Annotated in this window: 35 protein-coding genes and 1 pseudogene; 23 read left to right on the top strand and 13 right to left on the bottom strand. The window is 68.3% G+C overall.

What is annotated here, in order from left to right; translation table 11 throughout:
• Window positions 1-13 precede the first annotated feature (13 nt).
• The 3 genes from ACZ31C_RS15485 to ACZ31C_RS15475 all read left to right on the top strand — a co-directional run bounded on the left by ACZ31C_RS15485 (window position 14) and on the right by ACZ31C_RS15475 (window position 1,319).
• Complete coding sequence (locus tag ACZ31C_RS15485) at window positions 14-295, top strand: hypothetical protein (RefSeq protein WP_465795841.1); 282 nt, start codon at window positions 14-16, stop codon at window positions 293-295.
• Window position 296: 1 nt separating this feature from the next.
• Entirely contained in the window at window positions 297-983 is a 687-nt protein-coding gene (locus ACZ31C_RS15480) for a hypothetical protein (RefSeq protein ID WP_465795840.1), read from the top strand.
• A gap of 84 nt (window positions 984-1,067) precedes the next feature.
• Window positions 1,068-1,319, top strand: coding sequence for a hypothetical protein (locus tag ACZ31C_RS15475; RefSeq protein WP_465795839.1), 252 nt, complete (start codon window positions 1,068-1,070; stop codon window positions 1,317-1,319).
• A 749-nt stretch (window positions 1,320-2,068) separates the two neighbouring features.
• On the opposite strand, the gene ACZ31C_RS15470 is transcribed toward ACZ31C_RS15475, so the two are convergent.
• The 3 genes from ACZ31C_RS15470 to ACZ31C_RS15460 all read right to left on the bottom strand — a co-directional run bounded on the left by ACZ31C_RS15470 (window position 2,069) and on the right by ACZ31C_RS15460 (window position 3,577).
• Window positions 2,069-2,512, bottom strand: a complete 444-nt coding sequence (locus tag ACZ31C_RS15470; RefSeq protein ID WP_465795838.1) for a DUF2690 domain-containing protein — start codon at window positions 2,510-2,512, stop codon at window positions 2,069-2,071.
• 268 nt (window positions 2,513-2,780) lie between these two features.
• Window positions 2,781-2,978, bottom strand: a complete 198-nt coding sequence (locus tag ACZ31C_RS15465) for a hypothetical protein (RefSeq protein ID WP_465795837.1) — start codon at window positions 2,976-2,978, stop codon at window positions 2,781-2,783.
• A gap of 92 nt (window positions 2,979-3,070) precedes the next feature.
• Entirely contained in the window at window positions 3,071-3,577 is a 507-nt protein-coding gene (locus ACZ31C_RS15460; RefSeq protein ID WP_465795836.1) for a hypothetical protein, read from the bottom strand.
• 73 nt (window positions 3,578-3,650) lie between these two features.
• Here ACZ31C_RS15460 and ACZ31C_RS15455 point away from each other — a divergent pair, with 73 nt between their 5' ends.
• Window positions 3,651-4,508: a hypothetical protein gene (locus tag ACZ31C_RS15455; protein ID WP_465795835.1), complete on the top strand. Its 858-nt coding sequence runs from the start codon at window positions 3,651-3,653 to the stop codon at window positions 4,506-4,508.
• A gap of 114 nt (window positions 4,509-4,622) precedes the next feature.
• On the opposite strand, the gene ACZ31C_RS15450 is transcribed toward ACZ31C_RS15455, so the two are convergent.
• Both ACZ31C_RS15450 and ACZ31C_RS15445 read right to left on the bottom strand, forming a co-directional pair.
• On the bottom strand, window positions 4,623-5,774 hold the full coding sequence (locus ACZ31C_RS15450; protein ID WP_465795834.1) for a helix-turn-helix domain-containing protein: 1,152 nt from the start codon (window positions 5,772-5,774) through the stop codon (window positions 4,623-4,625).
• A 63-nt stretch (window positions 5,775-5,837) separates the two neighbouring features.
• On the bottom strand, window positions 5,838-6,101 hold the full coding sequence (locus ACZ31C_RS15445) for a hypothetical protein (protein WP_465795833.1): 264 nt from the start codon (window positions 6,099-6,101) through the stop codon (window positions 5,838-5,840).
• Here ACZ31C_RS15445 and ACZ31C_RS15440 point away from each other — a divergent pair.
• The 10 genes from ACZ31C_RS15440 to ACZ31C_RS15395 all read left to right on the top strand — a co-directional run bounded on the left by ACZ31C_RS15440 (window position 6,073) and on the right by ACZ31C_RS15395 (window position 14,785).
• Window positions 6,073-7,923, top strand: a complete 1,851-nt coding sequence (locus ACZ31C_RS15440) for a hypothetical protein (RefSeq protein ID WP_465795832.1) — start codon at window positions 6,073-6,075, stop codon at window positions 7,921-7,923. The genes ACZ31C_RS15445 and ACZ31C_RS15440 overlap by 29 nt on opposite strands.
• Window positions 7,916-8,146: a hypothetical protein gene (locus tag ACZ31C_RS15435; RefSeq protein WP_465795831.1), complete on the top strand. Its 231-nt coding sequence runs from the start codon at window positions 7,916-7,918 to the stop codon at window positions 8,144-8,146. Before ACZ31C_RS15440 ends, ACZ31C_RS15435 begins: the two co-directional genes overlap by 8 nt.
• A 3-nt stretch (window positions 8,147-8,149) precedes the next feature.
• The gene (locus ACZ31C_RS15430; protein ID WP_465795830.1) at window positions 8,150-8,443 is read left to right on the top strand and encodes a hypothetical protein; all 294 of its coding nucleotides are present in this window, start codon (window positions 8,150-8,152) and stop codon (window positions 8,441-8,443) included.
• Between the two features lie 31 nt (window positions 8,444-8,474).
• Window positions 8,475-8,732 (top strand): hypothetical protein, encoded by a 258-nt coding sequence (locus ACZ31C_RS15425; protein WP_465795829.1) that lies wholly within the window; start codon window positions 8,475-8,477, stop codon window positions 8,730-8,732.
• A gap of 1 nt (window position 8,733) precedes the next feature.
• Window positions 8,734-8,946: a hypothetical protein gene (locus ACZ31C_RS15420; protein WP_465795828.1), complete on the top strand. Its 213-nt coding sequence runs from the start codon at window positions 8,734-8,736 to the stop codon at window positions 8,944-8,946.
• A gap of 251 nt (window positions 8,947-9,197) precedes the next feature.
• The gene (locus ACZ31C_RS15415; protein ID WP_465795827.1) at window positions 9,198-9,365 is read left to right on the top strand and encodes a hypothetical protein; all 168 of its coding nucleotides are present in this window, start codon (window positions 9,198-9,200) and stop codon (window positions 9,363-9,365) included.
• Window positions 9,366-9,386: 21 nt separating this feature from the next.
• Complete coding sequence (locus ACZ31C_RS15410) at window positions 9,387-9,767, top strand: hypothetical protein (protein WP_465795826.1); 381 nt, start codon at window positions 9,387-9,389, stop codon at window positions 9,765-9,767.
• A 3-nt stretch (window positions 9,768-9,770) separates the two neighbouring features.
• The gene (locus ACZ31C_RS15405) at window positions 9,771-11,546 is read left to right on the top strand and encodes a hypothetical protein (protein WP_465795825.1); all 1,776 of its coding nucleotides are present in this window, start codon (window positions 9,771-9,773) and stop codon (window positions 11,544-11,546) included.
• 190 nt (window positions 11,547-11,736) lie between these two features.
• Window positions 11,737-14,088: a P-loop NTPase family protein gene (locus ACZ31C_RS15400; RefSeq protein ID WP_465795824.1), complete on the top strand. Its 2,352-nt coding sequence runs from the start codon at window positions 11,737-11,739 to the stop codon at window positions 14,086-14,088.
• Window positions 14,081-14,785, top strand: a complete 705-nt coding sequence (locus ACZ31C_RS15395) for a hypothetical protein (protein WP_465795823.1) — start codon at window positions 14,081-14,083, stop codon at window positions 14,783-14,785. The genes ACZ31C_RS15400 and ACZ31C_RS15395 overlap by 8 nt, the downstream gene beginning before the upstream one ends.
• A gap of 72 nt (window positions 14,786-14,857) precedes the next feature.
• Here the strand turns inward: ACZ31C_RS15395 and ACZ31C_RS15390 are convergent, their stop codons facing one another.
• A complete protein-coding gene (locus ACZ31C_RS15390; protein WP_465795822.1) occupies window positions 14,858-15,127 on the bottom strand; it encodes a hypothetical protein in 270 nt (89 codons plus the stop codon).
• Window positions 15,128-15,239: 112 nt separating this feature from the next.
• On the opposite strand from ACZ31C_RS15390, the gene ACZ31C_RS15385 reads away from it, so the two are divergent.
• A complete protein-coding gene (locus tag ACZ31C_RS15385; RefSeq protein WP_465795821.1) occupies window positions 15,240-15,515 on the top strand; it encodes a hypothetical protein in 276 nt (91 codons plus the stop codon).
• A 61-nt stretch (window positions 15,516-15,576) separates the two neighbouring features.
• Here the strand turns inward: ACZ31C_RS15385 and ACZ31C_RS15380 are convergent, their stop codons facing one another.
• The 3 genes and pseudogenes from ACZ31C_RS15380 to ACZ31C_RS15370 all read right to left on the bottom strand — a co-directional run.
• On the bottom strand, window positions 15,577-16,128 hold the full coding sequence (locus ACZ31C_RS15380; protein ID WP_465795820.1) for a GNAT family N-acetyltransferase: 552 nt from the start codon (window positions 16,126-16,128) through the stop codon (window positions 15,577-15,579).
• A 10-nt stretch (window positions 16,129-16,138) separates the two neighbouring features.
• Window positions 16,139-17,110: a hypothetical protein gene (locus tag ACZ31C_RS15375; RefSeq protein WP_465795953.1), complete on the bottom strand. Its 972-nt coding sequence runs from the start codon at window positions 17,108-17,110 to the stop codon at window positions 16,139-16,141.
• Between the two features lie 63 nt (window positions 17,111-17,173).
• Window positions 17,174-17,356, bottom strand: a pseudogene (locus tag ACZ31C_RS15370) (helix-turn-helix domain-containing protein); the annotation flags it as partial.
• Window positions 17,357-17,668: 312 nt separating this feature from the next.
• On the opposite strand from ACZ31C_RS15370, the gene ACZ31C_RS15365 reads away from it, so the two are divergent.
• The 7 genes from ACZ31C_RS15365 to ACZ31C_RS15335 all read left to right on the top strand — a co-directional run bounded on the left by ACZ31C_RS15365 (window position 17,669) and on the right by ACZ31C_RS15335 (window position 20,630).
• A complete protein-coding gene (locus ACZ31C_RS15365) occupies window positions 17,669-17,926 on the top strand; it encodes a hypothetical protein (RefSeq protein ID WP_465795819.1) in 258 nt (85 codons plus the stop codon).
• Window positions 17,927-18,163: 237 nt separating this feature from the next.
• Window positions 18,164-18,364 carry a DUF397 domain-containing protein gene (locus ACZ31C_RS15360; RefSeq protein WP_465795818.1) on the top strand — a complete coding sequence of 67 codons (201 nt, stop codon included), beginning with the start codon at window positions 18,164-18,166 and terminating at the stop codon, window positions 18,362-18,364.
• 127 nt (window positions 18,365-18,491) lie between these two features.
• A complete protein-coding gene (locus ACZ31C_RS15355) occupies window positions 18,492-19,064 on the top strand; it encodes a type II toxin-antitoxin system Phd/YefM family antitoxin (protein ID WP_465795817.1) in 573 nt (190 codons plus the stop codon).
• A gap of 3 nt (window positions 19,065-19,067) precedes the next feature.
• Window positions 19,068-19,283, top strand: coding sequence for a hypothetical protein (locus ACZ31C_RS15350; RefSeq protein ID WP_465795816.1), 216 nt, complete (start codon window positions 19,068-19,070; stop codon window positions 19,281-19,283).
• A gap of 121 nt (window positions 19,284-19,404) precedes the next feature.
• Window positions 19,405-19,626 carry a hypothetical protein gene (locus ACZ31C_RS15345; protein WP_465795815.1) on the top strand — a complete coding sequence of 74 codons (222 nt, stop codon included), beginning with the start codon at window positions 19,405-19,407 and terminating at the stop codon, window positions 19,624-19,626.
• 34 nt (window positions 19,627-19,660) lie between these two features.
• Entirely contained in the window at window positions 19,661-20,230 is a 570-nt protein-coding gene (locus tag ACZ31C_RS15340; RefSeq protein WP_465795814.1) for a hypothetical protein, read from the top strand.
• The gene (locus ACZ31C_RS15335) at window positions 20,166-20,630 is read left to right on the top strand and encodes a hypothetical protein (protein ID WP_465795813.1); all 465 of its coding nucleotides are present in this window, start codon (window positions 20,166-20,168) and stop codon (window positions 20,628-20,630) included. Before ACZ31C_RS15340 ends, ACZ31C_RS15335 begins: the two co-directional genes overlap by 65 nt.
• Window positions 20,631-20,796: 166 nt before the next feature.
• Here ACZ31C_RS15335 and ACZ31C_RS15330 read toward each other — a convergent pair whose 3' ends face one another.
• The gene (locus tag ACZ31C_RS15330) at window positions 20,797-21,279 is read right to left on the bottom strand and encodes a helix-turn-helix domain-containing protein (protein ID WP_465795812.1); all 483 of its coding nucleotides are present in this window, start codon (window positions 21,277-21,279) and stop codon (window positions 20,797-20,799) included.
• A 98-nt stretch (window positions 21,280-21,377) separates the two neighbouring features.
• Between ACZ31C_RS15330 and ACZ31C_RS15325 the strand changes: the two genes are divergently transcribed.
• Entirely contained in the window at window positions 21,378-22,148 is a 771-nt protein-coding gene (locus tag ACZ31C_RS15325) for a MerR family transcriptional regulator (RefSeq protein ID WP_465795811.1), read from the top strand.
• A 672-nt stretch (window positions 22,149-22,820) separates the two neighbouring features.
• Here the strand turns inward: ACZ31C_RS15325 and ACZ31C_RS15320 are convergent.
• From ACZ31C_RS15320 to ACZ31C_RS15310, 3 genes are read right to left on the bottom strand one after another with little or no spacing between them, the layout of a single operon-like run.
• Window positions 22,821-22,967, bottom strand: coding sequence for a hypothetical protein (locus tag ACZ31C_RS15320; protein ID WP_465795810.1), 147 nt, complete (start codon window positions 22,965-22,967; stop codon window positions 22,821-22,823).
• Between the two features lies 1 nt (window position 22,968).
• Window positions 22,969-23,385, bottom strand: coding sequence for a hypothetical protein (locus tag ACZ31C_RS15315; protein WP_465795809.1), 417 nt, complete (start codon window positions 23,383-23,385; stop codon window positions 22,969-22,971).
• Between the two features lie 2 nt (window positions 23,386-23,387).
• A complete protein-coding gene (locus tag ACZ31C_RS15310) occupies window positions 23,388-23,654 on the bottom strand; it encodes a hypothetical protein (protein WP_465795808.1) in 267 nt (88 codons plus the stop codon).
• Window positions 23,655-23,714 lie beyond the last annotated feature (60 nt).

The raw sequence follows: 23,714 nt of genomic DNA, 5'->3' as shown, positions 1-23,714 counted from the left end.
CCGGGGCACGGCCGTGAGCGACCCCACCGTCACCCTGCCGTACGCGGCCACACTCGCCACCACCGGAACCACCACCGTTCATGTGGCCCGCACCGACAGCCAGCACACCATGTGCGACCGCGTCCACACCCGCACCCTGCCCGGCCGCGACCCGAACCAGATCACCTGCCGCACCTGCAAGGCCGCGTACGGGCGGGCCAGGTGGGGGGACGGGGACTGGTGGCCGCCAGTCAGCCGTGCCGAGCTGGCGGAGGCCGGTTTTCTGCTGCCCGCCACCGACCGGAAGGAACACTGACATGCCGACACCTGACCGGATCCTCACCATGCGGGACTGCACCGCCATGGCCGCCCTCGACACCATGCCCCACCTGGTCACGCGGGTACGCAACCTGCTCTCCCACGGCCGGCGCATGACCGTCACCCAGCGGTACACGTACGTCGACCGGCCGCCCGAGGTGACCGCCGGCCTCACCATCGACACGCAGGCACGCAACGGCGGCATCGTCGAAGGCCGCAGCGACGACGGCCACCACTTCGGGGTGCTGCTGCGTCCCGGCATCAAGTCCGGGTTCGGGTTTTCTGCCTACACCTCCGACCAGAACGCCACCGAAGTCGAGGTGTGGAAGCGGTATCACGCCGCCGAATCGACCAGCGACGACCCGTTCATGCGGCGCCGCCGCATGACGCTCGTCGAGGTTACTGGTGGGCTGCCGGGTGACGGTCCGGCCCGAGACGACCAGCTCGTGATCCGGGATTGGAATGACTCCGGCGTGTGTGATGAGCGGGTGATCGTGTTCGACGGTGGGCCGCGTGACGGCGAATACCGGGCGGGCCGCTGGCTGTACGGCAACGCGCTGGGGCCGGCACACGCTGCGGCGAGGTTGGAGGCGTGGGACCGGGGCAAAGCGTCGGACGAGGACGTGACGTTGTGGACTGCGCGTGCCGCCGAACTGATGGCTGAGATCGCCAACGAGGGGCGTTGACGCGCTCTGCTACCTGTACGGCTTGGACGCCCTGCTGTGGCGTGCTGCTGTGCGCCTGTTTCCCGACCGGAAGGAGCACCCCTGATGCCCGTGAACATCGACCGCATCCGCAACAAGATGAACGTGGAGCCGACCAGCCGCGACAAAGGACTCACCCTCACGGTGAAGGTGACCGCCTACGACAACGGGATGGTGCAGGTGGATGGTGTGCCGATCAATGCTGGCCCTGAGTATGACCAGGGGGAGGGCTGGTTGGTGGCGGCTGAGGTGGTGGTGGCGACGTTGGCGGAGTTGCGTCGTCAGGCGGTGCGGAGGCAGGCGGAACGTCGGGGGTAGGTGAGCAGGAGGGAAGCCCGTCACTATCACGGTGGCGGGCTTCGTCGTACCTGAAACCGAGACCCGGACCGGCGCGAGCAAATGCATCCCCCCAACGACGGATGCCTAACAACGCCGCAGTTCCGTAACCTGAGACCAGCAGCAAGACAAGCCCCTCTATGCAGGCAATCTCGCGCCGATGCCGAAAGATGCGGCAGTCGACGCCAGTCGCAGCCTGCCCGCCTCAACCGCGACGTCGCCTTACGTGCGAGCAGCCGAACCCTCACCTGAGGGCCGTCTGACCTGTAGGCGCGTGCGCCGTAGAGACCCAGGTCGAGCTAAGTTCCCTGGCTCCCTAGGCGACCCACCAAGTAGCGCATGCGGCTACCGCAGTGCGCCTGTACGCGCGTGCGCAACGCACCCCACTGATGTCCCGTGCCTGCCGTAGGAGGTGATGCCGTGATGGCTGCTTCTACGTAAACAACCCTGCCGTCGTGTGGGGCTGGCACAGGTATGCGTGACCTCGGCATGAGCCGGGGTCACTTCGCGTCGAGAGGAGACCGCCTTGGCCAAACGACCGCTCCACCGCCCCCGCCGCAAGCCTCGCCCGTCCCGCTGGGAGCAGTGGACGCCCCCAGCCGTTCGGGTCGGCGCCGAAGTCGTGGCACTGCTGATCCGAGTCATCTCCGGCGGGTAGCCGACGCAGGAGGGCCGCCCACCATTGCGGTTGGGCGGCCCCCTGCCGTTTCAGTCAGACGCAGCTCCGCCCGTCAGCACGCCACCTGCCAGTTCGACGACGCGTACCACGCCCCGCTCGGGTAGTACAGGGTCGCATTGAGCTCCACACACACGCCCGGCGGCGCATACACCTGCATGCCGTAGCTGAACCCGGTGCCGTGGTCGTTCTCCGTCCAATGCTGACCCGTCGCCGCGTAGATAATCTTGCTGGTGTTCCCGCCGGCAGGATTGCCCGTGACCCGCACCCAGTTGGTTTGGCAGATTCGCGAATACCACAACTGGACCTGCGCGACGGACACGGCACTGCCGTTCAGGATGGGGTAAGTCCGGTACGGGAACGAGTCGGCCGAGCATCCGCTGTGGTACGGGTCGGTGCCGTAATGCTGCGGACCGGCCTGCGCCGGTGCAGCCACCAACCCCACCGACACCAACACCACCGCAACAGTGGCCGCGACATGCCTGATCAGTCTGCGCATTGGGCTCCCTTCACCCTGGATGTTCGTCCACGGTGAAGCACTGCCGGCGTCGATGGGTGCGGTGTGTCGGATACCGTGCCGCCGTCACACCCCTGCAACGCCCCAGCCCTACCATGTGGGCCGCCCACCAGCAGCAGGCGGCCCACATGTTTGCTGACGAGCGACCGAATCAAACGTGTCTAAGCGGCGGCCCTCTGGTTGAGGTACGGCAACGGGCCGTCACGCAGCAGCCGATCCTCAGCCTCCCGCCACGGCAGGAGGAGCCCGCCTACTCGCAGCGGTCCTCGGCACCCCGACCAAACTGCTCACAGCAGTCCGGTCGATGCCGATACACCCGCACCTGCCCGCCCCGCCGCGAATCCAACTCGGCGGTCCGCTCGTACAGGCAGGCACGCCACACCACTGTTCCGCCGGCACCGTCCACGACCTGGCCGTCGCCGGGGCCGTCCCGCAGCAGCACCCTCATCGCAGGGACGCTACCCGCGCGGACCGGCGGTGGGCAGGAGAAAGCCCCGGACGGTTGTCCGGTCCGGGGCTGGATTCTTCGAGGGTCTGGGACTATGCCACCTGCGGCCACTGCCCCCACCGCTCGTCCGGAGGCGAGCCGAACACGTCATCGAACGGTCGCGGCATGCCCGCCGGGAACGAGACGTATCCGCCAGCCTCGCCTAGTGAGGACAGCCGACAGAACTGCAACACCTCTGCCGGCGTTGCCACCCCCATGTTCGCGAACACGTAGTAGATCGGAAGGTCCCGCTCAGCCCACATCCGCACGTGCGCCCTCAGTGCCTTCCTTGACACGGTGTAGGTGTGGGCACCCTCGCCGCGCATGGAGCACTTCCCGTCGACCAGCACAACGGTCGAACCTTGGCACGCCACTAGATCGGGATCCCATCGCATCTGCGATTCGGTGGTGCCGAGCGCCCGGCGGATCGGCTCGGGCAGTACGCCCTGCCCGTAGGGGGCGACCGTCCAGAGCCGCAGTTCGAGTTCACGGATTATGCGACTTTCATGGTCGTCGCCCACCGCCTTGCGTGCCACCCACGTACTTCTACTGTCGCTCAACGCCGCTCCCCACGCCTGCCGTGTAGTACGTTCGATCCAACCCGTCGTGCTACACGGTAGGAGAACGGCCGTCATGGGTGTAGTGCCAGACCCGTACCAATTTCGTCCCACGCTCTGGCCCGGCGGCCTGATCGAGCCGTTTCCGCTCTGGCCAGTTCAGGGCGTGGCGGTCGATGGCGAATGGATTCGCTGGCCGGATCAGTGGGGCATGCCCGACAGGGAGAATCCGGTACACCTGCCGGTCGACTTCTGCATAAGGGAGTTTCTGTCCGCGCGCCCGGATGACATAGATGTCGTAGCCGGGTGGATGAGCAGGTACGGCCGCCTGATGTCGTTGCAACGCGATGATCTTCCCGCGATGATCGCCTACGACGTTGCAACCGTTCCGGCAGATCCACCACTTACTTGTGGGGACAGGCTGTCAGCACCCTGGCCGTTGCCGGCTCTTGTCAAGTTCAACGGCTCCGGAGGATTTCATCGGGAAACAATCAAGGCTTGGCTTGCCAACGCACAAGAAGTTGTGCGCACCTGGCTTGCATCCCAGTCCCCCGGTGGGCTTGAAGCGTGCGCCCTGGCCCGGACGGGAGAGCCTGACCTGATCCACTACCAAGCCCCCATCGACATCGATCGGCTAGTTGACACGATGAACGCCGCACTCCGGCCGCTAAGCGTTCGCATCACTGGTGGTCTCGAATCTGAACTGCCGACCTTCGGCACCATTAACACCAATGTGTTCGTGCAGATCTACAACTACATGACCGAACAGTTCTCGCTGAAACGGTGCGCCAACCAGAACTGCGGGCGGCAGTTCATCCGGCAGCGGGGCAGAGCCAAGTATGGGCAACATCGTGCGAGCGGCGTTGTCTACTGTTCGCGAGAGTGCGCGCGGGCTCAGGCCCAACGCGAGCTGCGTCGCCGCCGAACGCCCTAGCCGACACACGAAAGCCCGGCCGGCAATCCGGTCCGGGGCTTCGTCCTGACCGGCAATGCCTTGCGCCGCAATCGCGACCGGGGACCCGCCTCCCGGCGAGCTGGCAACACCAACCTATGCGGCGGCAGTGAGTGCGTCCACCACCCGGCCCGGCGCACCCACCCGACGCGCCACCCCAACAACCCCCGCAACCTCGGCCCGCACCCGCGCAGACCCCGCCACCCCCACCAACGGACGTAGCTCACCAGCCGCAGCCACCACACCCGACCAATCCCCAGCCCCCACCAGATACGAGGCGTGCCGCGACAGATACACCGCCCGATCGCGGCGCTGCACCAGCGGCAGCACCTCCACCGCCCGCCCCGACCACACCACCGCCTCCCGATGCTCACCCAACGCGGCGAGGCCGCCGCCCTGGTGCAGCATCAGTTCGGCCGGCGACACCCACCACGCCCACGCCGGCTCACCCACCCGACCCCCACTATCCAGCAAGGCCCGTGCCCGCGACAGCTCGTGCAGCCCCTCCGACGAACCCAACGACGCCAACGCCCGGCCCCTGCGCAGCCGGTGCATGGCCTCCACCCGGCCACCAGACGGCGCCAACGCCAGGCCGCGATCGGCAAGAGCCAGCGCTTCCGCATACCGGCCCGACTCCTGCGCCAACAGGGCCAGCAAGTTGAGCTGCAACCCTTCCGTCGCCGAATCGCCCGCCAACTGCGACAGCAGCAGCGCGTCCGTCATCAGACGGCGGCCCACCTCCGGCCTGCCGGCGTCGTAGGCAAGCCAACCGGCGACCTCACCCAACTCGCCCACCGCCGCGTGCAGATCCGCGCGGTGCGCGTCAGGGAACCGGCCGGCAGCAAGGGCTTCGTGGGCTCGCCGGAAGGTGCTGCCAGCCCGGCGCCACAGCCCGTCCGCACCGCACGCGATGTCCTCCGACACCAGTGCGCCGATCTGGCCCCGCAGCGCCTCCACATCGGCGGCCGACAGCACTGGGGGAGTGGGCTCACGGCGAGGCACATTCACCAACGCGGCCAGCCCGCCGCCAGCACCCAACACGCGGTCCAAGACTTCCGCCACCTCCGGCGACGGATTCCGCTCACCCCGCTCAAGTCGGGCCACATAGCCCGGATTCAGAAACGCCCGCCCGGCCAGATCCCGCTGCGACCACCCAAGCTGTTCACGTCGATCTCTCATGCCTCTACCGAACGCGTTCACAGGGCCTCCCGGTGGCCGGATCCTGCTGCCTGTCGCCTCATCCAGCATGCAGGCAGCAGCAGATCGTGTCACCGCAGGGTCGCGGCGGGTGACGCTGGCAAGGTGAACGATCTACGACGAAGCGGGCGGCTCACCCTCGCCCAAGTTCCGCCGCCGCAAAGCCTCAAAGGCGGCATCCCTCTCCGCACCCCGACGCATCGCCAGCACCTTGTTCAGCTCGTCGATCGACGACTTCTCAATGCGCCGATGCCCGCCAGCCGTGTAGGTGACACGCAGCAGCCCTCGGTCGGCAAAATCCCGGATCGCTGTAGCGCCGTGCCGGGGGCGAATCAACCTGACCGCCCCGGTGGGCGACACGAAGTCGTCGTCTTCCACCGACCCACCTTCTCCGCAGTTCCGCTGCCTCCGGATCTTCCAGAGTGAGCCCAGTTTTGCAGACGGGTGTGGGGGGTGGCGAGGAAGCCGGGGCGGAGGGGTAACCATCATCCCCTCATCTTCCACTAACTCCGCTAGTTTCGAAAACTCCGGAACTTGTGCCATGATGGGTGGGCGCACAAAGGTGCCCGTCCATGAACTGAGGAGGTGTCGGCCGGTGAACATGCAGCCCGTCACGTACATCGACCCCGGAGTGCAGGTGTCCAACACGCCCTACACCCCGGCCACACGCGACTGGCTCGACACCGCCACCGACGCCACCGCCACCTGGCTCAACAACCCCGACAACACCATGACCGCCGTCGCCATCGCCCTCGGCGCACTCCTCGCCGTCAAACTCCTACGGCGCCGCCGCAAGCCCACCACCCACAACGCCGACGACATCACCGCCACCGACCGGGCACTCACCCGCATCAGCGCCGGCATCGCCACCATCGTCGTCGCCCTCGGCATGTGGCAGTTCTTCACCGACGTCATCAACATCCACTGGTCGCTGCGGCTCGTCCTATTCGCCTTCATCGAAATCGGCATCGTCGACGCCGCACGCCGCGCCACCCGCCACCTCTACCGACACGGCGACCTCGGCCGCGCCCACCGGGCCGTGTTCTTCCTCGCCGGCATCTCCGCCAGCCTGTCCGCCGTCCACGCAGACAGCGTCGACCTGCGGCTGTTCCGCATCGCCGCCGCCGTCGTCGCCTCCTACATGTGGTACGAGAGCCTCATCGAGCAGCGGGACATCCTGCACCACCGCAACCCCGGCGTGTACCCGCCACCCACCAGCCGTGGCATCCCCTGGAAGCGCATCGCCGTCACCCTCGGCTTCGCCGAACCGACCAGCATCAGCGTGTCCGAAGTCGCCACCCTGCGCCGTATGGACAAGTTGTCCCGACTCCTCAACCACTTCCACAACACCCGCGACGCCAACCCGAAGCCGGGCCGCATCAAGCGCCTCTACATCGCGTGGCTGGGGTGGCGGGTGATGCGGCAGACGCAGGCCGCCTGCAAGTGGATCGACCTCGCTGAGAATCCGGAGATTCGGGCGCGGCTGCTGCGCCGCCTGTCGATCGTGCGCGGCATCGTTGACGCCACCCGCCCTGACGCCGTCACCGGTGACGCCTGGGCGGAGGTGACGCAGATCCAGACGGGTGACGCCGACCGACACCGTCACATCATCGACGTCGAACCGACGCAGACGCCCGCCACTGACGCCACCCCACCGGCCGTCACCCGCAGCGCCGACGGTGACGCGCCGACACCGAACGATCCACCCGTCACCCGGCAGACGCAGACGCCCGTCAGCGACACTGACGATGTCTTCCTCGTCCACCCCGACGGTCACCTCATCGACCCTCGTCCTGCCACCAAGCCCGTCACCGACACCCGCCGCACTGACGCCACCAAGCGCCCTGGCGCCGACGTAGCCGTCGTTCGCCCCCTCGGCCGCGACCTGCTCGACGAACGCGTCCGCGACTGGACCGTCGAGCAGGCCCGCGACTACGCCGCTAACAAGGCGCGCCAAGTGGTCGCCGGGGGTGGCACCAAAAAGGAGGGCATGCAGGTGTTCCTGCTGCTCTGCCTCGCCCTCAGCATCGACCCGCCCGGCACGTGGATGGCCGAAGCCGTCGATGGAGCCCAGTCGGCGGCCCGCACGAACAAGCCGAAGTGGCTTGCTGAACTGGCCGTCGCTGACGCCGAGCAGATCCTCCTCGCCGAACACCGACGCATCGTCGCCGAACTGACGGCAGGTGACGGCCGTGACTGACGCCAACAGCTACCCCGTCATCCCGGCCCGCTGGGACCGTCACCCCGCCGTCACCCTGCACCACCTGACGGCTGACGGAGTCGACGCTGACGCCGTCCTCGACGGAGGACTGACGCTCCGCAGGGTTCGCCGTCACACCGCCCGCACCGTCACCCGTGACGCCCACGCCGCCATGCGCGGCATCCGTCACCACATTGCCCACGACCGTCACTGGGAGGACTGACCGATGACCACTGACACCCTGCCCGCCAACACCGTCCAGGCCGCCGCCACACCCGTCACCCTCGACGGCGGACAAGTACGCCGCGACTGGCGGCACGTCGGCGCCGAAACCGCCGGAAGCTTCCTCGCCATCACCTCGGCCGGCGCCCTCTACAGCGCCTGGGCTGACCTGATGGCCGCCGCGTGGACGCTCGCCGCACTCACCGGCGTCGCAGCCATCGCCTGCCTCGTGTTCCTGATCCTCATGCGCCGCGAAGGCCGCCTGTGGACGTACGCGATCACCGACGACACCGCCTGACCAGCACAAACACCGAGAAAGGGAAGACCAGATGCCGAAGTGGTTCGAGTTGCGAGCGTTCCGAGGTGACCGGCCCATCCGCACTGCCGGCCGCATCCTCGACGCCCTCGACCTCGACAACCCGGAGGGCACGAAAGACCTGCTCACGCGGCATCTGCTCGCCGTCGCCGAACGTGACGGCACCCACCGCCGTGACGCCCACCTGTACCACCTGGACGTGCACCAGATCCGAGGCGAACGCGTCGACCGGGAGCCGTTTTTCCAGTTCAGCATCCCCGTGGAGGCGTGACATGTCGGTCAAGTCTCGGCGGGCGGCAGCCACCAACCGGGCCGCCTGGAACAGCAGCCGAATCGCCTCCACCACATCCCCGTACGAGCGTCTACGGCACTCCCTGGAATGGGTGATGTCGGAGGCACGGACCCTCCCGAAAGCCGACGTCGAGGGCGTCGTGGACGAGATCACGCGAGTTGCCCGCGACCTGAACGAAAGGAGCCGACCGTGACTGAGAGTGTTATGACACTGCAAGATGTCAGTGCCGTCGGCGGAGTCGACAGCCCGCGCGCGTCTGCGCGCGGGAGAGTCAAGCCGAGTGTAACCCGTCGTGACCGTGTGCGGCGACTCGGGGCTGCCCGGCCGGTGGTTTACGCGCGTCGTGTCGGCCGGGTCATGTACCTGGACGCCGCCGATTCGTGGATTGTCCGCGAGTCCACGCCGTCGATTCGGGTGGTGTGGTCCACCGACTACAGCGCCGCCATGCCTGCCGAGTTTGTGCCGTACCGGCGGTGGTGCCGCGCCTACCGCTACCCGGCCGTGGTCTTCGCCGCCCTTCTCGACGGCGTGAAGTGGCACCTGATCCACCCCGTGCGCGGACCCCTGTTCATCACCGCCACCAGCGTCGGCGTCGCCGTCGCCATCCGCTAACCCCTTGAAGGAGGGACCATCATGATGAAGTTTCTCGCGTGGGCCGGTTTCATCATCGCCATCATCGGTGGCGTCGGACTGGTCGGCGTCGGACTCTCCGGCGCAGTCATGGTCATCGCCGTGCTCGGCGCGATGACCATCATCGGCATCGACATCGCCAAGGACCGCAAGCCCGACCAGCACGCCTACATCGGTGCGTTCGTGGTGCCGTCCCTGCTCGTTTCCATCGGCGGCGCTTTCCCGAACTGGCTCGGCGACAAGTTCGAGGACCTGTGGGGCTGGGCGTCAAGGCACATGGGCGACTGGGTGGGCACCACCACCATCGGGCTGGCACTCACCGCCGTGGCGATCTCGTTCATCGTTTCGACGCGCACCGACGCGTCGTCGCGGCTGGGCCGGTAGCCGATGATCGAGCTGATTCTGGGGGCGATGGTCGTGTCCCTGTGGGCCATGACCATTCCCGGTGTCGTCGCCGACGCCGTCACCACCCTCAAGGCCGCGAAGGCAGGCGAGTGGGGTCTGATCGACAAGCAGCGCGACCGTAAGGCCGCCCAGGCTAAAGCCCGCCGTGAGGCGTTGGCGAAGGCGTGGCAGGCCACCCGCGCCCGCCGCCACCGTCAGGCGGGCGGCACCGGCGACTACCGGCCCGGCGTGGGCGCCTACCTGTCGGACGTGTACCACGGGCTGTGTGAAGACCAGTTGGAGAAGCGGCAGGCGAAGCGGGCTGCCCGCCCGCCGGTCGGCCCGGACGGTCGGCGTGCCCCGATGTCTCGTGTCGACGAGGCGGTGGAGCGGGTGGTGCAGGCCAGCCGTGAGAAGCGGGGCATGGCCGGCAGGGCGTGGCACGCCCTCATCGACCCGGTAGGCGAGAACCGGCAGCCGCAGCCGCCGGCCCCGGTCGTGGCCGACGAAAAGCCGGCAGCCGATGCACCCCGAATCGCCTGCCCCGTGTGCGGCGACACCCTCACCGAGCGGGACGGAACGTGGGTGCACCCGCCCGAGTCGACCTGCCACACGACGCGGCGGGCGGACGGCGGCCACCACGTGCCGCAGCAGGTGAAGGCCGCCGCCAGTGACCTGTACCGCCACAACCGGGCCAACGGCTACAGCGGTGCCCTCGGTGAGACGCAGACCGGTCGGGACCTTGCCGCCAAGTTCGGCGACCAGTACCCGCCGCACGTGTACGAGCAGGCCGCCGCCGACGCCACCCACAACCCGGCGCCGCCCGAAGGGTGGATGCCGCAGCACGCCGACATCGTCAATACGGCCCGCGCCGCCCTCGAAGACATCGACCCGGCAGGACACCGACGACCCAACGACATCGCCGCCGTGGAAGCCACCATCCGCCAGAAGTACCCGAACGTGCACCCGGAGGCTGTCGGCGAACTGGTGACTGTCGCCGCCGACGGCAACGACCTGCGCCGCCAGGCCGGGCGCCCCGGCCTGTGTGTGCGCTGCCGATCCAGCCGGCCGCAACCCGACTCGCGGCACTGCCAAGGATGCGTCGAAACCATGCAGTCCCTGACCAACGCCGTCGGCGCCGCCTGGTTCCAGACCGCCCCCGACGGCCACTACCAGCCCGGCAGTGACGCCGGCGTCACCGCCCTCGTAGCCGCACACAACAGCAGCGGCTGGACCGACGAAGAGATCACCGCCGAAGTGCAGGCCGCACGGCAGCGCGAAACCAGCCGCACCAGCAGCAACCGCGACAACGGAGGAACCGCCATGAGCACCGACACCATCGACCTGCTGGCCTACAACCAGGCCGTCGCCGAACACGAAGCCGCCGTCACCAAGCTGCGCGAGCAGCAGGCGCAGGCCACCGCATTCGAGCAGCACATCATCGCCGTCGCCGCAGCCATCGAAGCCATGGACGGCAACCGCACGGCGGTCGCCGATGCTCTCGCCCCGCTCGCCGAAGGACTCGAAGCCTCCCGCTACGGGGCCGACGCCACCCAGGGTGCAGCAGAGGCCACCACCACCCTCACCGCCGGCACCATCGCCGAGGTGCAGGAGCACATCGAGGCCGCCCGTGACCGCAACCAGCGATGGCAGGCCGAGTTGGCGGCGTCCGTCGAGGGTGTGCAGGCGTCGATGCAGCACATCAAGTCCCAGTTCGGGGAGGCTGCCGCGACGGTGCAGGAGACCGGCATCAACGCGCAGGCGTTGGAGGAGCGCTGAGGTTCCGGCGCCATCGGTGCGGGCCGGGGGTTCCGACTCCCGGCCCGTGCCGTGACCGCCGGAATCCGGCTGGACCGAGGGGATGTGACTGCTGATGACGACTACTGAGGTGAGGCCGGTTCCGTTGCCGCCCCGGCCGCAGACGGGTGGGCGGGCGCCTTCACTGGATGGTGTGGCGGGGTGGGCGCAGTTGTGGCTCGACGAAGACGGCACACCCCGGCAGACGCCGTATCCGGTGCCGGTCGATGCCAAAGGAAAGCGCACCGCCCATGTGCGCCACGCGTGCCGGGGCAAGATTCAGGTCGGCACCGAGGTTCAGCCCTGCGACCGGGTGGAGTGGCTGCTGCCGGACGCGCCGAAGGTGTTCTGCCGCGACCACGGCTGCCCGCTGGAAACCGAAACCGGCAGCGAGCGGAAGGCCGGGCTGCCGTGGCGGAAGGTGTGGGATGTAGCCGACGAGCGGATCCGGGTCGCCGCCGGAACCCTGACGGTCGGCGCCGTCGGTGTAGTTGACGACCGTATCGACCTGCCGTGGTGGGGTGACCTCGCCGAGTGGACAATCCTGCCGGGCGGAGCGGTGTGGGCCGCCTACGAAGGTGTGCGGCGTTGGCTGCTGCACTGTGACGCCAAGAACGGCAGCTACGACCCCGACGATCAGGTTGCCGGCCGTCGCCGCCGCAAGCGTGCCGAACGGCGTGCCCGCGTTGCCGCCTACACGACGGCTGCCGCAGTCGCCTGGATGCGGGCCGGTGACGTCGTCGACTGGACTTCCAGCCCCACCCGGTTCGTGGTGGGTGCTGCCGCCCTCGCCGGTCTGGGTGTCATCTGCTCACGCCCCTACCGCCGCCACATCGACCGGCAGGCCACGGCAAGCGTGCCGCCGGCCGTCGAGACCACCGCAGAGCCGCAGATCATCAACCCGGCGCTGCCGCCCGGCATGATCGCCGCCCACAAGTGGAACGAACACACCCCCCACGGGGTCATCCCCAACACGATCCTGATGCCCGAGTCGTACCGGCCTGTCGTCGGCGGCTGGGCCATCACCATCCGCGCCACCAAACCCGGCGCCATCTCCATCGACATGCTCACCGGCATCAACACCCGTAAGGATCTGCTGCGGGCCATCGCCGGCACGTTCGACCTGCCTGCGAGGGTGTTCAACTTCGTGGAGCAGGAGTCGCCGAACGAGCTGCTGATGTTGGTGCAGCCCAATCCGCCGCTCGCCGAAGGCAAAGTGTGGGCGGGCCCCGACTCGATCGACGTCGACAAGGGCGTTGCCCTCACCGGAACGTTCATCGACGGCAGCGACATGTTCGAGCCGTACTACAAGTACGGGTGGGGCGCCCCGTCGAAGATCGTCACCGGCACCACCGGTTCCGGCAAGTCGGAGAACCTGCGTAAGCAGCTCATCATCGAACGCTACTTCGCTTACGTCGACCCGCAGACGGGGAAGAAGCGGGGCCTGTTCGCGTCGTTCCTGCACGACTTCAAACAGTTCGAGTCGTACGGCGAGTTCCGGCGTGCACTGCCCGCTGTCGGCTGCACCGTCGAAGACGCCTACATCATGCGGGATGCTCTCATCCGGGAGATGGAACGCCGCTACGCCATGCTCGCCTCCCACCAGTGGCGTGACCGTAAAGGCCGGCTACGCGAGGGCGGCATCAAGTGGGATCCGCGCATCCACGGGCCGATCCTGTCGTGGGTGATCGACGAGTTCCACGAGATCGCCAAAGACACCGCGTTCATCGCCCCCCTGGAACTGCTGGCCAGGAAGATGCGGGCCTGCGGCATCCGCATCACCATCGGCACCCACATGGGCACCCTCGGAGACACCGGTTCGCGGGGCTTCCGGGACATGCTCGCTGGCGGGTACGCCCTGCTCGGCCGCACCACCGACAGTCTCACGTCTGTGGTGACGGGCGGACAGTTGTCGGCTGACCCGCGCCAGTTGCCGAAGCTGCCCGGCATGTGTCTGGTCGCTGACGGGGAGCAGCAGACGATGCACGCCCGCCAGTCGTACATTCCGGCTGACGAGGAAGCGCCGATCAACGTGTACGACCTGCTGTTCGACGACGACAACAACCCGATCGGTTTCCCGGCCGAACTACCGCCGGAGACGCTGGCCGCGTTTGGCCCGGCGTGGGTGGAGTGGGCGCAGGCGGGCGCGCAGTTGGGTGGACGTCCTGCCGGGGTGTGGACGGCGGACAAGGTGGCGGAGGCTGCGGGCGGCAAGCCGGCAGCGTCCGGGCCGGCGGGTGGAGCCGATGCGTCGGCGGCGTCGGCGAAGGAGGCGATCATGTCGATTCTGTTCGTCAACGGCGACACCCCGATGGACATTGACGCGGTCGACAAGGCGTTGCAGCCGTTCCGGGCGCGGGGGGTGCGGTGTGGGGTGTCGATGGCCCGGCAGACGTTGAGTGGGCTTGTTGATGAGGGTTTCGCGTTCAAGCCGACGGGCCACAAGTTCTACCAGATCGTGCCGGAGGTGCGGCAGCGGCTGATTGAGGAGGCCGACGAGCAGGCGGGTGAGGACGGTGAGTGACCTGAGGGCCCGCCGTCCGGCGGTGGGGGAGGTGCGGCGCCGCAGTGTCGTGTACGGCATCCCCACCCTGCCCGTCGACAAGGCCACCGGCCGCGTCATTCCCGGCAGGCCGCCGATCGTCGGCTACATCGGCAAAAGTGTGCAGACGGTGTGGCAGCGCCAGCAGCAGCACCGCGCCGACCAGCCGTTCTCCGACATCATCTGCGGCGGTTCGTGGGTGATCGAAGAGGGCTACTGGACTGACGCCGAGCTGGCCGCGAAAGAGGAGTGGTGGATCCGCAACGGGGTTGCCCTGGTGAACGGGCAGCGCCCGCAGCGGCCCGTTTACAACCACGAGCACAACACTGGTAACCCGGACCGGATTGAGGTGTGGCGGGCACGGGAGCATCGGCAGACGCGCGAGCCCGGTTGGGAGCCGGCCAACCCGAGGATCCCCCAACAGCGGAGCCGGGCGGCACGGAGGCCAGCACGTCGCGCCCCGGTGTGGCTGTCCCGCTGGTGGCGCCGCAACCGGTGGCCGGTGGTCGGCTGGGCGGCGCTGTGGGTGCTGCTGGTGGCGGGTGTGTGGTGGGCGGGTTCCGGCTCGTGGCAGGGGTGGGATGAGCCGCGCAATGCGGTGGTGCTGGGCTCGCTGGCCTGGGTGGTGTCGTGGTGGGTGTCGCGGCCGAAGAAGCGGAGACGTCGCCGCCGCCGGTAGTCGAGTGTGTTGAAGCCCCCGCCACACCGGACGGGGGCTTCGTTGTGGACGGTGCAGGAAAGCGCGTTCCTGTCAGCTTCGGGACGGGTGCCGCTTGGTTCCTTGGGCGATCTGGGAGGCGCGGGCGTAGTGAATGCCAAACAGGTCGCCGACAGCCTCCCAGGTGCGGCCGGTTTTGGCGTCGCGGACAACGTTGGCGCGGAGTGCGGCGAGGTTGCGCTGTAGGTCGGGGACGGCTTCGAGGGCTGCGGTGAGGGCTTTGAACTGGGCTGCGGGGTCGTTGCCGGCTTGGGTGAGTTGCTGGGTGAGGTTGGCGATGGCTGGGGGGATGTGGTCGGTCATGGGTTCAGGTTAGTGGGTGGGTGGCAAAGTTTCTAGTGGGGACCCCTTGCGTTTTCTAGTGGGGGTGCACTAGGCTATTGATACAAGGCAGGGGAGAGGAAGGGAAAACGAGATGATGACCATCGAGCGAATCGCCACCGAGATCCGTCGTGCCTACGGCACCCACACCAGCCAGTACGGCCGAGGCACCTGGATGAGCATGCTGAACCTCACCCACCGCACCGACCTCACCCCCCAGCAGATCGCCGAAGGCGTCATCCACCTCTACAAGACCGACCCGCGAGTCTCCCTCGTCCCCGAGTCCAACCAGAAGGCCCTCACCAAGGAAGACATCGCCGCCGCAGTCCGGTTCGGTGGCCAGTGGGTGCACCTCATCGCCTGGAACTGACCACCACGAAGCACCCCACCCTCTCTCTTCGGGGTGGGGTGCTTCGCTGTCTCCGGAACGCCTACAGGGAAGCGCTTTCCTCCCCCTCGTTCAGTCGCAGCACCAGCACATCCATGGCCGGCATCGTGCGCGGCCTGACCCGCCCATGCTGCTCGAACCCCAACCGCTCATACAGCCTGCGGGCAGGCGCGGCCGGGTTCGCCGCCAACACCGCCCACGGCTCGCGCCGGGTTTGCAGCAGCATCCGCAGCAGCAGATGCCGCCCCACACCCTTGCTGCGATAGTCGGGCAGCACCATCCACTCCACGACGAAGAACTTCACAGCGTCCCGCAGCTCGGCCGGCGGCTCGTCCGCGTCCGGCTCCATCCACTGCCCCGACCTCATGGTGTGCCCGTACACGGCACCCACCAGCACGCCCGCATCCCGTGCCGTGGCGAGCGCGAAGCCCGGCTGCCGCAGATGGTCCCGCCACCAACGCCCGAACTGGCGCACGTGCTCCGGCCCCTCGTTGTACGGCGGCTCGGCGTACACAGCCGCGTACAGGTCACGCATGTCGTCGGTGTGCGAGACAGCGGCTTCCGCGTCGTCGAGCGTCCACAAGAGTTCGGCCATGCGCGGGAGCCTAACCGCCTGGCAGGGCTGCGAGCCGATCGCGCAGATCAGTGACCTCGGTGCGGCGCCGCTCCCGCTCCGGCACCACGGACACCACCGATCGGGCCACCTGATACAGCAGAGCCGTGTGATCGTGCGCCGGCAGCGCGTCCAGCACGTCGGCGGCGTAACGCAACCCGTCACCCACATGCCCGCCCTGAATAAGGCAGGACGCGCGGTGCATGTCCATCTGCGCCCGCTCCCTACCCAGCTCGGCCGGGTACAAGGCCAAAGCGCGGTCCTGCGCCGTCATCGCCTGGTCGACGTCGCCGATGTGCGTGTAGACGAACGACTCGGTGTGCCGCAGCCGCACCTCCGGCCAGCCGAACATCGAATCGGCGTCGGCCACCACCTCGGCAGGCATCCGGTCCGTCATCGCCGCTGTAGCCGCCAGCGCCGCACGCGCCTCCACCGGCCTGCCCGCCACCGCCAAAGCTTGCGCCCGGCCCGACAGCACACCCACATGGCCGACCGACACGCGGGCGCCTGCGATCGTCACCGCCTCATCAGCCCGCGACAGGATCTCCGCGACCGGCCTGCCCTCGTACGTGCCGTTGACGGTCTCCCAGTCCCGCACCCACACCCGGCAGTCCACATCCCGCGACTGATCCGCATGCGCACGCGCGGTACGCCACCAGCGGCGAGCCATCCCATGCTGGCCGGCGGCCGACAAGCCCATTGCCATGATGGCTGACAGGTGGGCTGCGGCCCGCATCAAATCCCGGTCGGCAGGGGATGCGGCAATCTGGTGAGACAGCACCATCAGGTCGGCCCGCAGCTGCTCGGCCAGGTCGGCGGCGGGCAGGGTGTAGAAGTCGCGTCCGTAGTCGGCGACAATGCGCGCCCACTCGTCTGCCTGTACTCGGCCCGCCGCGTCGAGACTGTGGCGTAGCGCCTCCAAGCCGACCAGTGGGGCGACGGGGGCGACCGCCAGCGCACCCATCGCACCGAGGAGGGTACGTCGGTTCATGTCGGGGCCTGCCTGCTCGCTGCGCCACGCGTCCACCAGCGCACCGTCGGCGTTGAGTGCCCGGTCGCAGCGACGCACAACCGTCTCTGACGGTCGGCATTCGCCCCTCTCGACCCGCCCCAGGTAGGAGTGGTCGACGTGCGCGACGGCGGCGAGTCCGCGCAGTCCGAGCCCGGCGGCTTCACGATGCCGTCTCAGTGTGGAACCAAAACCGCCCATTTCGCCCCCCAGCGTCGTGGCCTGCGGTGTGGCGCCACGCTCCACACCTGCCGTCATGGCAGCTTATCGGCCATCCTCAACTTGTCGGGACAAGTGCAAGATGCCGACATCGGGAATGTCGCGGTGGCTCGTAGACGGGGGGTCGCGGGCTGCCGCCAGCACGGACCCACCGAGTGTGGTGGCCGGAGGTGGCACCAGCCTCCGGCCACCACCCCAAACCGAGGGGGATGCGATGAGCCGAAATCAGCGGTGGTTGCCGCCGCGCCACACCGCACCCCACAACCGGCCCCCAGCCAGCAGGTGGGGGCGGGCATGAGAATCAGCCTCACCGTGCCCGACGGGGCCATCGTGTACCTGCGGGCAGGCGAGTGGTACAGCCCCGCCGGAGAACCCGCCAAGGAAGACGTGCTCGTGCGCTTGCGGGCCGTCGGCCGAGACATGCACGGCGGCCTTGTTGCCGCCGACGGCCACGACTGCAACCCCCACCAGCCCGACTGTGGACGCGACCACTGCTGGGAGGCGCAGGTACTGGTGCCCGCGCTCCGGGCGAACCTGGAAGGTGCTTCGTGAGCCGCCTCGACGAGCCGATTGAACCGGGCAGTGTCCAGTTCTCGGCGCAGATGACCGTGAGTGCCCACGACCAGGGCCGCCGCTGCCACATCGAATGCCCCGGCGACGGCTGCGGCCAGTATGCGTGGGCGCGCGACCAGCTACAGCAGGGACGGCCGGTTTCGGGACCGCCGTCGGCTGGATAGACCACCCCAGTTGGGTTGCCCGCCTTGTCGGGCTGAGCAATGAGGAGCACAGATGACGGTGCAGCGTGGGTGGTTCAAGTCCTCGAAGTCGGGGCCGAACTGCGACAACTGCGTGGAGATCAATGCGGATGCGCCCGACGTGGTGGGGGTGCGGGACTCGAAGGACAAGGCGGGTCCGATGCTTGCGTTCGCGCCGCTCGACTTCGCCGCGTTCGTGGATGCTGCCCGGAGGGGTGAGCTGGCCTCGGTCTGATCTTTCTGCCGCCACCCGAAGGAACCGGCCCCACCATCACGGTGGGGCCGGTTCTGTCTGTGTGCGCCCATCGGAAACCTTAAGGTTTTGCTTGACTGGTGCACGTGGAGACCTTAAGGTTTTCAGTGTGAGCAGCAAGGAATTCGGAATCGAAGACGCCCGCAAGAAGCTCGGCGACCTCATCACCGCAGCCCAACAAGGCGACGACATCATCATCACCCGCAACGGCAAACCCGCCGCCCGCATCGCCGCACACCGGGAGCCCCCCATGGCCGTCACCTACACACCCGACACCCACCCCCGCTGGACCCTCAAAACCACCGCACTCACCATGGACGAATGGGCCCGCTACGGCGAACCCGCCCGCTGCACCGACATCAACTGCGAACTCGCCGACCGCTGCCGCAAAACGCACGTCCCCGAGCCGCTGCCCCCCGCAAGCCGCTGCACCATCTACCTCGACGGTCAGCGCATCATCAGCCGCGTACGTCCCTCCGGCACCCCCCGCTACACGATGCAGTGGGTCGCCGATGACCTCGCCAACTACGCGGACGAGAACACCGTCGGCGAGCAGGCGTACGAGATTCAGCACCAGATCCGCCAGGCATGGCCGGAGGCCCCCGAGGGGCAAGCGCGGGCGTTGGGAATGCACATCCGCGAGCAGTACGAGTCGCTGCCCAGCCGCTACCCGGGGGCGTGACCGATGCCCCGAAACGGCTTGGACTGGCCGCCCGTCTACATCGACCCTGAGGGTGAGCCGCACGGCTGGGATGAGGTGGCCGAACCGGACGCGGACGCGGAACAGTCGACCGGTGACACGATCACCTACCGCGAGTTGGCGTACGAAATCTGCGACAACTGGGGCGGCATCGAAGACTTCCTCGACAATCAGTGGCTTCGTCAGGGCGGACGGCCGTAGTCGACCAGGAGACGAGACCGGCCTGCCATTGCGGCGGTGCCGGTCTCGTCTTCGTGTAGACAGTTCTACGTGAGACGTGTAGACGGCCCAGCAGGACCAGCGGGGTGCGGCCCTGTCTGCCGTGGTGCAGTACCTGCTGGGCGACACGACTCCCGAGGATGCACAGCGGGCGCTGATTGAGGCTCGACGGCGAGAGCGTGAAGCGTTCGCTGCCGCCACCTGGATCGGGGTGATGCTGGTCCGCGACAACCCGCCTCAAGGGCGACGGGGGTACAAGAAGACGGCTGCCGAGCGGGCCGGCATCGACCGGATGAGCCTACTCAAGGCTCTCGGCGAACGATGAACCGCGACTAGCGTCGGCGGAAAGGTGTGTAGCGATGGCTGCCGTTCAGTTGGTGAATGTGGAGGTGGGTCATCCTCGCTATGAGGAACTGATCGATCAGATTCGGTCCGATCCTGACCTGCTTGCCCGCATGTGGGTTGATGCCGAACACCGCCTGGACGAACAGGCGGGTAAGACGTGGACGATCGCCACCGTGCATCACGGCGGCCGGTGGGTGCCGGCAGCGTGGGCGTGCGCGATTGAGGACGGCGGCGTGCTGCGCTGCTGCGACAACTACGAGCACCCCAACTGGCGGGGCCACGGCCTGTACGCCGCCGCGTACGCGCACCGGCACGCCACCATCGTCCAGCCGTCCAACCTCCCGGCCATCACCTACCTGTTCGCACAGCCCATCGCCCTACATAAGGCCGACGGCTGGTACCAGACCGGGCAGCACGGTGTGTCCACAGCGGCAGGCGTTCCCCACGAGTGGTGGGAGCTGCGTCGGGAACCCGACGGCCATCTAGCGGGGCGGCAGGCGGTCAGTACGGTCGGCGGGCATGACTCGCCCCCACTGCGCAGCAGCGCTGATCCTTGCCGCCCTACTCGCCACCACCGCATGTAGCAGCAGCGACGCAGACGAGCAAGCCGCGCCCGCGCCCGCCACCAGCTCGGCACGTCCAGCAGCCGTCGAAGTCGAGTGCGTCAACATCGGACGCGCCTACACGGCATGGCAGAACGCCGGCATGCCGACAACAGCCGACGAATGGGCCGACGCCACCGACGGGCAACGGACTGCGGCGCTCGAAGACGGCAAGGCGCTTTTGGAGGCTGTGTCCGGCTACGACAGTCAGCCGACGAAAGCTCTGGCGACCGCCGTCGCAAAGTTCAACGCCGACCTTGCCTTGCTGAACGTGGAGTTGGGTCTCGACGTGTTCGAGGGGGAGTCGCATACGAAGGTGGCAAGCGCCCAGCAGCAGGTGGACATCGCTTACCGGACGTGGAAGACGCAGGTGTGTTCCTGATCCGGGCACAGCAATGCCGCCCCCACCAGCCGTGATGGCAGGGCTCGTTTGCTCCCATGCCGTCCATGTCAACCCCCGCCTACGCGGGGAGCATTACCGGATCGGTAGTGACAGTGGATCACCCCCGCATGCGCGGGGAAAGCGGCCAGGCTAGCAGGCCGGTGTGTCAGGCGGCGGTGAGCGCGGCCAGGGTGGCGCGGCTGGCCGGGCGGGGAAGGCACGCGCTGTGCGCCCAGCGGTAGACGGTGGAGGCGGTGACGCCCACCATCTCGGCGATCTGGCGGACGCTGCGGCCGGCGCTGCGGAGATGGGCGACCATGCTCGCGACGGTGGTGAGTTCCTGCCGGCGGGGGTCGGCTTCCACCTGCTCGGTGGCGGGCTCAACGGGGACGGGTGCCGGGGTGCGGCGACCGAACCGGCGCGCCTTGGGGCGGCGGGGGCATCCGGCGGCGATCCAGGCGTCGCGGGCGGCGTTGAGTTCACGGCGGGTGGCGGTGGCGGCCCGGCTGTGGTCGTCGTCGTCGAGCATGGCGGCTTCGTCGGCGGCGGCGCGGTACCAGTCGGCGATGTCGAGGGCAGCGGTGGGGGCCTGCGTGCCGCCGAGGGTGACGTAGGGGTGGTCCTCGCCGTTGATGGTCAGGTACAGCATGTCCGCCTCCGTGTGCCGTGGTGTGCACTCAGAATAGACCATGCAGCGCAGCGTTGCAATGTCTTGACAACATCACAGCTATGCGTTGTAGTTGTGGCATGGACGTGACGCAGATCCTCACCGACCGCCCCACCACCGTCACCACCGACGACGACATCACCATCCACCTCGACTGGGACGCCACCTACAGCCGCACCGACCGTTACGGCACCCACCTCGAACGCGGCCTCATCATCCGCGTCACCAGCGACCCCATCGCCAACGGCGACGACCCCGCCACCGCCGCCCCGCTCACCGTCGGGCAGGCACAGCTCACCGGCGGCCCCTACGGCGACGCGCCCCTGGCCATCCTCGGCGTCGCTGACGACGAGATCAGCACCGCCGTCGCGCTCGTCACCAGCACCGCCCGCCTGCTGGTGCTGTACCGCGTCTCCCGTGACCGCTATGCCGAGCGTCGCCGTGAACTGCTCGCCGACGTGGCCCGCCGCTACGCCACCGCGCCCGACTGGCAGCATCACCTGCTGCTCGACCAGCGGGCCACGCAGATCCGCCGCGCCCTGGCCGAAGGGCTGCTCAACCACGACGAGATCGCCGACGCCGCTGGCATCGACCTGACGCAGCAGCCGCACGCGATCAAGGTCCACGTGGATGCGGCGGCCGACATCGGCGGTGTGGTCTTCTACATCGGTGGGGCGGACATGGCGCACCTGCTGGGTGTGTCTGAGTCGACGCTGCGCTCCTACAGCAGCCGGGGGCAGGTGCCACCGCCGGACATTGAGATGGGCGGTCGTCCGGGCTGGGAGTTGCACCGGGCGTCGCAGATCGCCCGCACCCGGCCCGGTCAGGGGCACCGCGCCGATCTGCGATGAGCGTTCTAGGCTCCTGCCGATACGGCAAAATCGCCCCACCCCGGCCGTGAAGCCAAGGTGGGGCGGTGTCGTTTCCGCAGGTGGCGGGTATATGCATGGGTGTGGATCGTGAGCATTGGCGGGTGCTCGCGGCACGGCACGGCCGAGACGACGACGAGCCCCGCCGCTGCCGCGACTGCAACGCCTACTGGCCGTGTCATTACCGGCTGCGCGCCGATGTCGAGCTGGGCGACCGCGTTTGGCCGCACCCCGCCACCACAGCGGCAGGCTAGGCGGCCCGACGCTCCCCGCCCGCCATGCGACGGCTACGGGCAACCACCTCGGTTGCCAGACGTCGCACACCCCGAGCCCGATCCGCCGCCACCGCCGCAGTGCGCTCCGGCGACGGACGGCGGACAGCCTCCACCGCCGCGAAGACGAAGTCCCGCCACATTGCGCCTCTCATCAGAGTCCCCCTCACCTGCACGTCACGACCAGCGTCCATCCGCAAACCGCAAGGTGACAGGGCCCGTGTAGGCCATGGTCGAAGCATCCGGACACTTGCGACCGCCGATCATCGACGGCCGGAAACGAAAGGGTGGGCCGCCCCGCCCACCTGCCCGCTGTGGCGGCAGAGCAGGAGACGGAGCGGCCCAGTGGCGTCGCCGCTGGGGAGCAGACAGGGACGCCCGATCAGGAGGCGGCAGGCACCAGCCACACCGCCGCAATCACACACGCGATCGCGAGCCAACCGAAGTCGACCCGGGCGGCCACGCCGAACGCTTTGAGCAGCGCAAACACCACCGCCGCGATCAGCAGCACCACAACCAGTGCAGCCATGTCAGGCCGCCGGCAGGTCTTCGGCCCGAATGTCCCCGGCCACCACCGTGCCGTCGATCGTGCGCGGGGCGTTGACCGGCGTCGACTGCGGGCGGATCACCAGCACCGTCATCAGCGCCACCGACGCGGCAGCCAGCAAACCCACCTGCTGCTGCGACAGGCTGAACCCGAACGTGCCCGCCAGCGTCGCACCCGTGGTGATCAGACCGACGAACAGCGTCGGGGCGACCGGTCGCACCTTCACCGCAGTCCACAGCGCAGCGGCGGCGGTGAGCACCGCGATGATCCCGCCAGCCTGCTCGGTGGACAGGAAGGTCGGCAGGAAGCCGATCAGGGTGGCCAGAACCGCCGCCACGGCGTTGATCAGAACTGCGGGCTCCCGGCCGAAAATGGGCCGGGAGATGTCGATGTCAGTCATGGCTACCTCTTCGAGGTCGAGTCGAGTGCCGCCCGAACGAAGCAGTCCTTCGCTTCGAGCAGCTTGCGAAGTCCGGCGGTCAGCTCGGGACCGTCCGGCAGTACGGCGACCATCTCCGTCATCAGGTCGCAGGCGGGCTGGGACACCTCAGCCAGATGCGGCGGCAGGTGCGACCACGCGAAGTAGCGGGCAAGGCCGAGGGTTTCGGGATGCCGGCCCTCGTGCACCGATTCGATCCATTCGCGGGTTCCCTCTGCGGGATCACCCATGGCCCCTCCTGGGGGTGTCAGTTGAAGAAGAAGGCCCACGAGTTGAACTCGGGGCCAGGA

Source organism: Micromonospora sp. NPDC023869, assembly GCF_055559695.1.
This window is presented reverse-complemented; position numbering and strand designations above follow the sequence as displayed.

What these genes read in the sequence shown, in the direction of transcription:
- ACZ31C_RS15480 (WP_465795840.1), top strand. Translation starts at nt 297, where the DNA reads ATGCCGACACCTGACCGGATCCTCACCATGCGGGACTGCACCGCCATG.
- ACZ31C_RS15475 (WP_465795839.1), top strand. Translation starts at nt 1,068, where the DNA reads ATGCCCGTGAACATCGACCGCATCCGCAACAAGATGAACGTGGAGCCG.
- ACZ31C_RS15470 (WP_465795838.1), bottom strand. Translation starts at nt 2,512, where the DNA reads ATGCGCAGACTGATCAGGCATGTCGCGGCCACTGTTGCGGTGGTGTTG.
- ACZ31C_RS15465 (WP_465795837.1), bottom strand. Translation starts at nt 2,978, where the DNA reads ATGAGGGTGCTGCTGCGGGACGGCCCCGGCGACGGCCAGGTCGTGGAC.
- ACZ31C_RS15455 (WP_465795835.1), top strand. Translation starts at nt 3,651, where the DNA reads ATGGGTGTAGTGCCAGACCCGTACCAATTTCGTCCCACGCTCTGGCCC.
- ACZ31C_RS15450 (WP_465795834.1), bottom strand. Translation starts at nt 5,774, where the DNA reads ATGCTGGATGAGGCGACAGGCAGCAGGATCCGGCCACCGGGAGGCCCT.
- ACZ31C_RS15430 (WP_465795830.1), top strand. Translation starts at nt 8,150, where the DNA reads ATGACCACTGACACCCTGCCCGCCAACACCGTCCAGGCCGCCGCCACA.
- ACZ31C_RS15425 (WP_465795829.1), top strand. Translation starts at nt 8,475, where the DNA reads ATGCCGAAGTGGTTCGAGTTGCGAGCGTTCCGAGGTGACCGGCCCATC.
- ACZ31C_RS15420 (WP_465795828.1), top strand. Translation starts at nt 8,734, where the DNA reads ATGTCGGTCAAGTCTCGGCGGGCGGCAGCCACCAACCGGGCCGCCTGG.
- ACZ31C_RS15415 (WP_465795827.1), top strand. Translation starts at nt 9,198, where the DNA reads ATGCCTGCCGAGTTTGTGCCGTACCGGCGGTGGTGCCGCGCCTACCGC.
- ACZ31C_RS15410 (WP_465795826.1), top strand. Translation starts at nt 9,387, where the DNA reads ATGATGAAGTTTCTCGCGTGGGCCGGTTTCATCATCGCCATCATCGGT.
- ACZ31C_RS15405 (WP_465795825.1), top strand. Translation starts at nt 9,771, where the DNA reads ATGATCGAGCTGATTCTGGGGGCGATGGTCGTGTCCCTGTGGGCCATG.
- ACZ31C_RS15390 (WP_465795822.1), bottom strand. Translation starts at nt 15,127, where the DNA reads ATGACCGACCACATCCCCCCAGCCATCGCCAACCTCACCCAGCAACTC.
- ACZ31C_RS15385 (WP_465795821.1), top strand. Translation starts at nt 15,240, where the DNA reads ATGATGACCATCGAGCGAATCGCCACCGAGATCCGTCGTGCCTACGGC.
- ACZ31C_RS15380 (WP_465795820.1), bottom strand. Translation starts at nt 16,128, where the DNA reads ATGGCCGAACTCTTGTGGACGCTCGACGACGCGGAAGCCGCTGTCTCG.
- ACZ31C_RS15375 (WP_465795953.1), bottom strand. Translation starts at nt 17,110, where the DNA reads ATGGGTGCGCTGGCGGTCGCCCCCGTCGCCCCACTGGTCGGCTTGGAG.
- ACZ31C_RS15365 (WP_465795819.1), top strand. Translation starts at nt 17,669, where the DNA reads ATGAGAATCAGCCTCACCGTGCCCGACGGGGCCATCGTGTACCTGCGG.
- ACZ31C_RS15360 (WP_465795818.1), top strand. Translation starts at nt 18,164, where the DNA reads ATGACGGTGCAGCGTGGGTGGTTCAAGTCCTCGAAGTCGGGGCCGAAC.
- ACZ31C_RS15350 (WP_465795816.1), top strand. Translation starts at nt 19,068, where the DNA reads ATGCCCCGAAACGGCTTGGACTGGCCGCCCGTCTACATCGACCCTGAG.
- ACZ31C_RS15340 (WP_465795814.1), top strand. Translation starts at nt 19,661, where the DNA reads ATGGCTGCCGTTCAGTTGGTGAATGTGGAGGTGGGTCATCCTCGCTAT.
- ACZ31C_RS15335 (WP_465795813.1), top strand. Translation starts at nt 20,166, where the DNA reads ATGACTCGCCCCCACTGCGCAGCAGCGCTGATCCTTGCCGCCCTACTC.
- ACZ31C_RS15330 (WP_465795812.1), bottom strand. Translation starts at nt 21,279, where the DNA reads ATGCTGTACCTGACCATCAACGGCGAGGACCACCCCTACGTCACCCTC.
- ACZ31C_RS15325 (WP_465795811.1), top strand. Translation starts at nt 21,378, where the DNA reads ATGGACGTGACGCAGATCCTCACCGACCGCCCCACCACCGTCACCACC.
- ACZ31C_RS15320 (WP_465795810.1), bottom strand. Translation starts at nt 22,967, where the DNA reads ATGGCTGCACTGGTTGTGGTGCTGCTGATCGCGGCGGTGGTGTTTGCG.
- ACZ31C_RS15315 (WP_465795809.1), bottom strand. Translation starts at nt 23,385, where the DNA reads ATGACTGACATCGACATCTCCCGGCCCATTTTCGGCCGGGAGCCCGCA.
- ACZ31C_RS15310 (WP_465795808.1), bottom strand. Translation starts at nt 23,654, where the DNA reads ATGGGTGATCCCGCAGAGGGAACCCGCGAATGGATCGAATCGGTGCAC.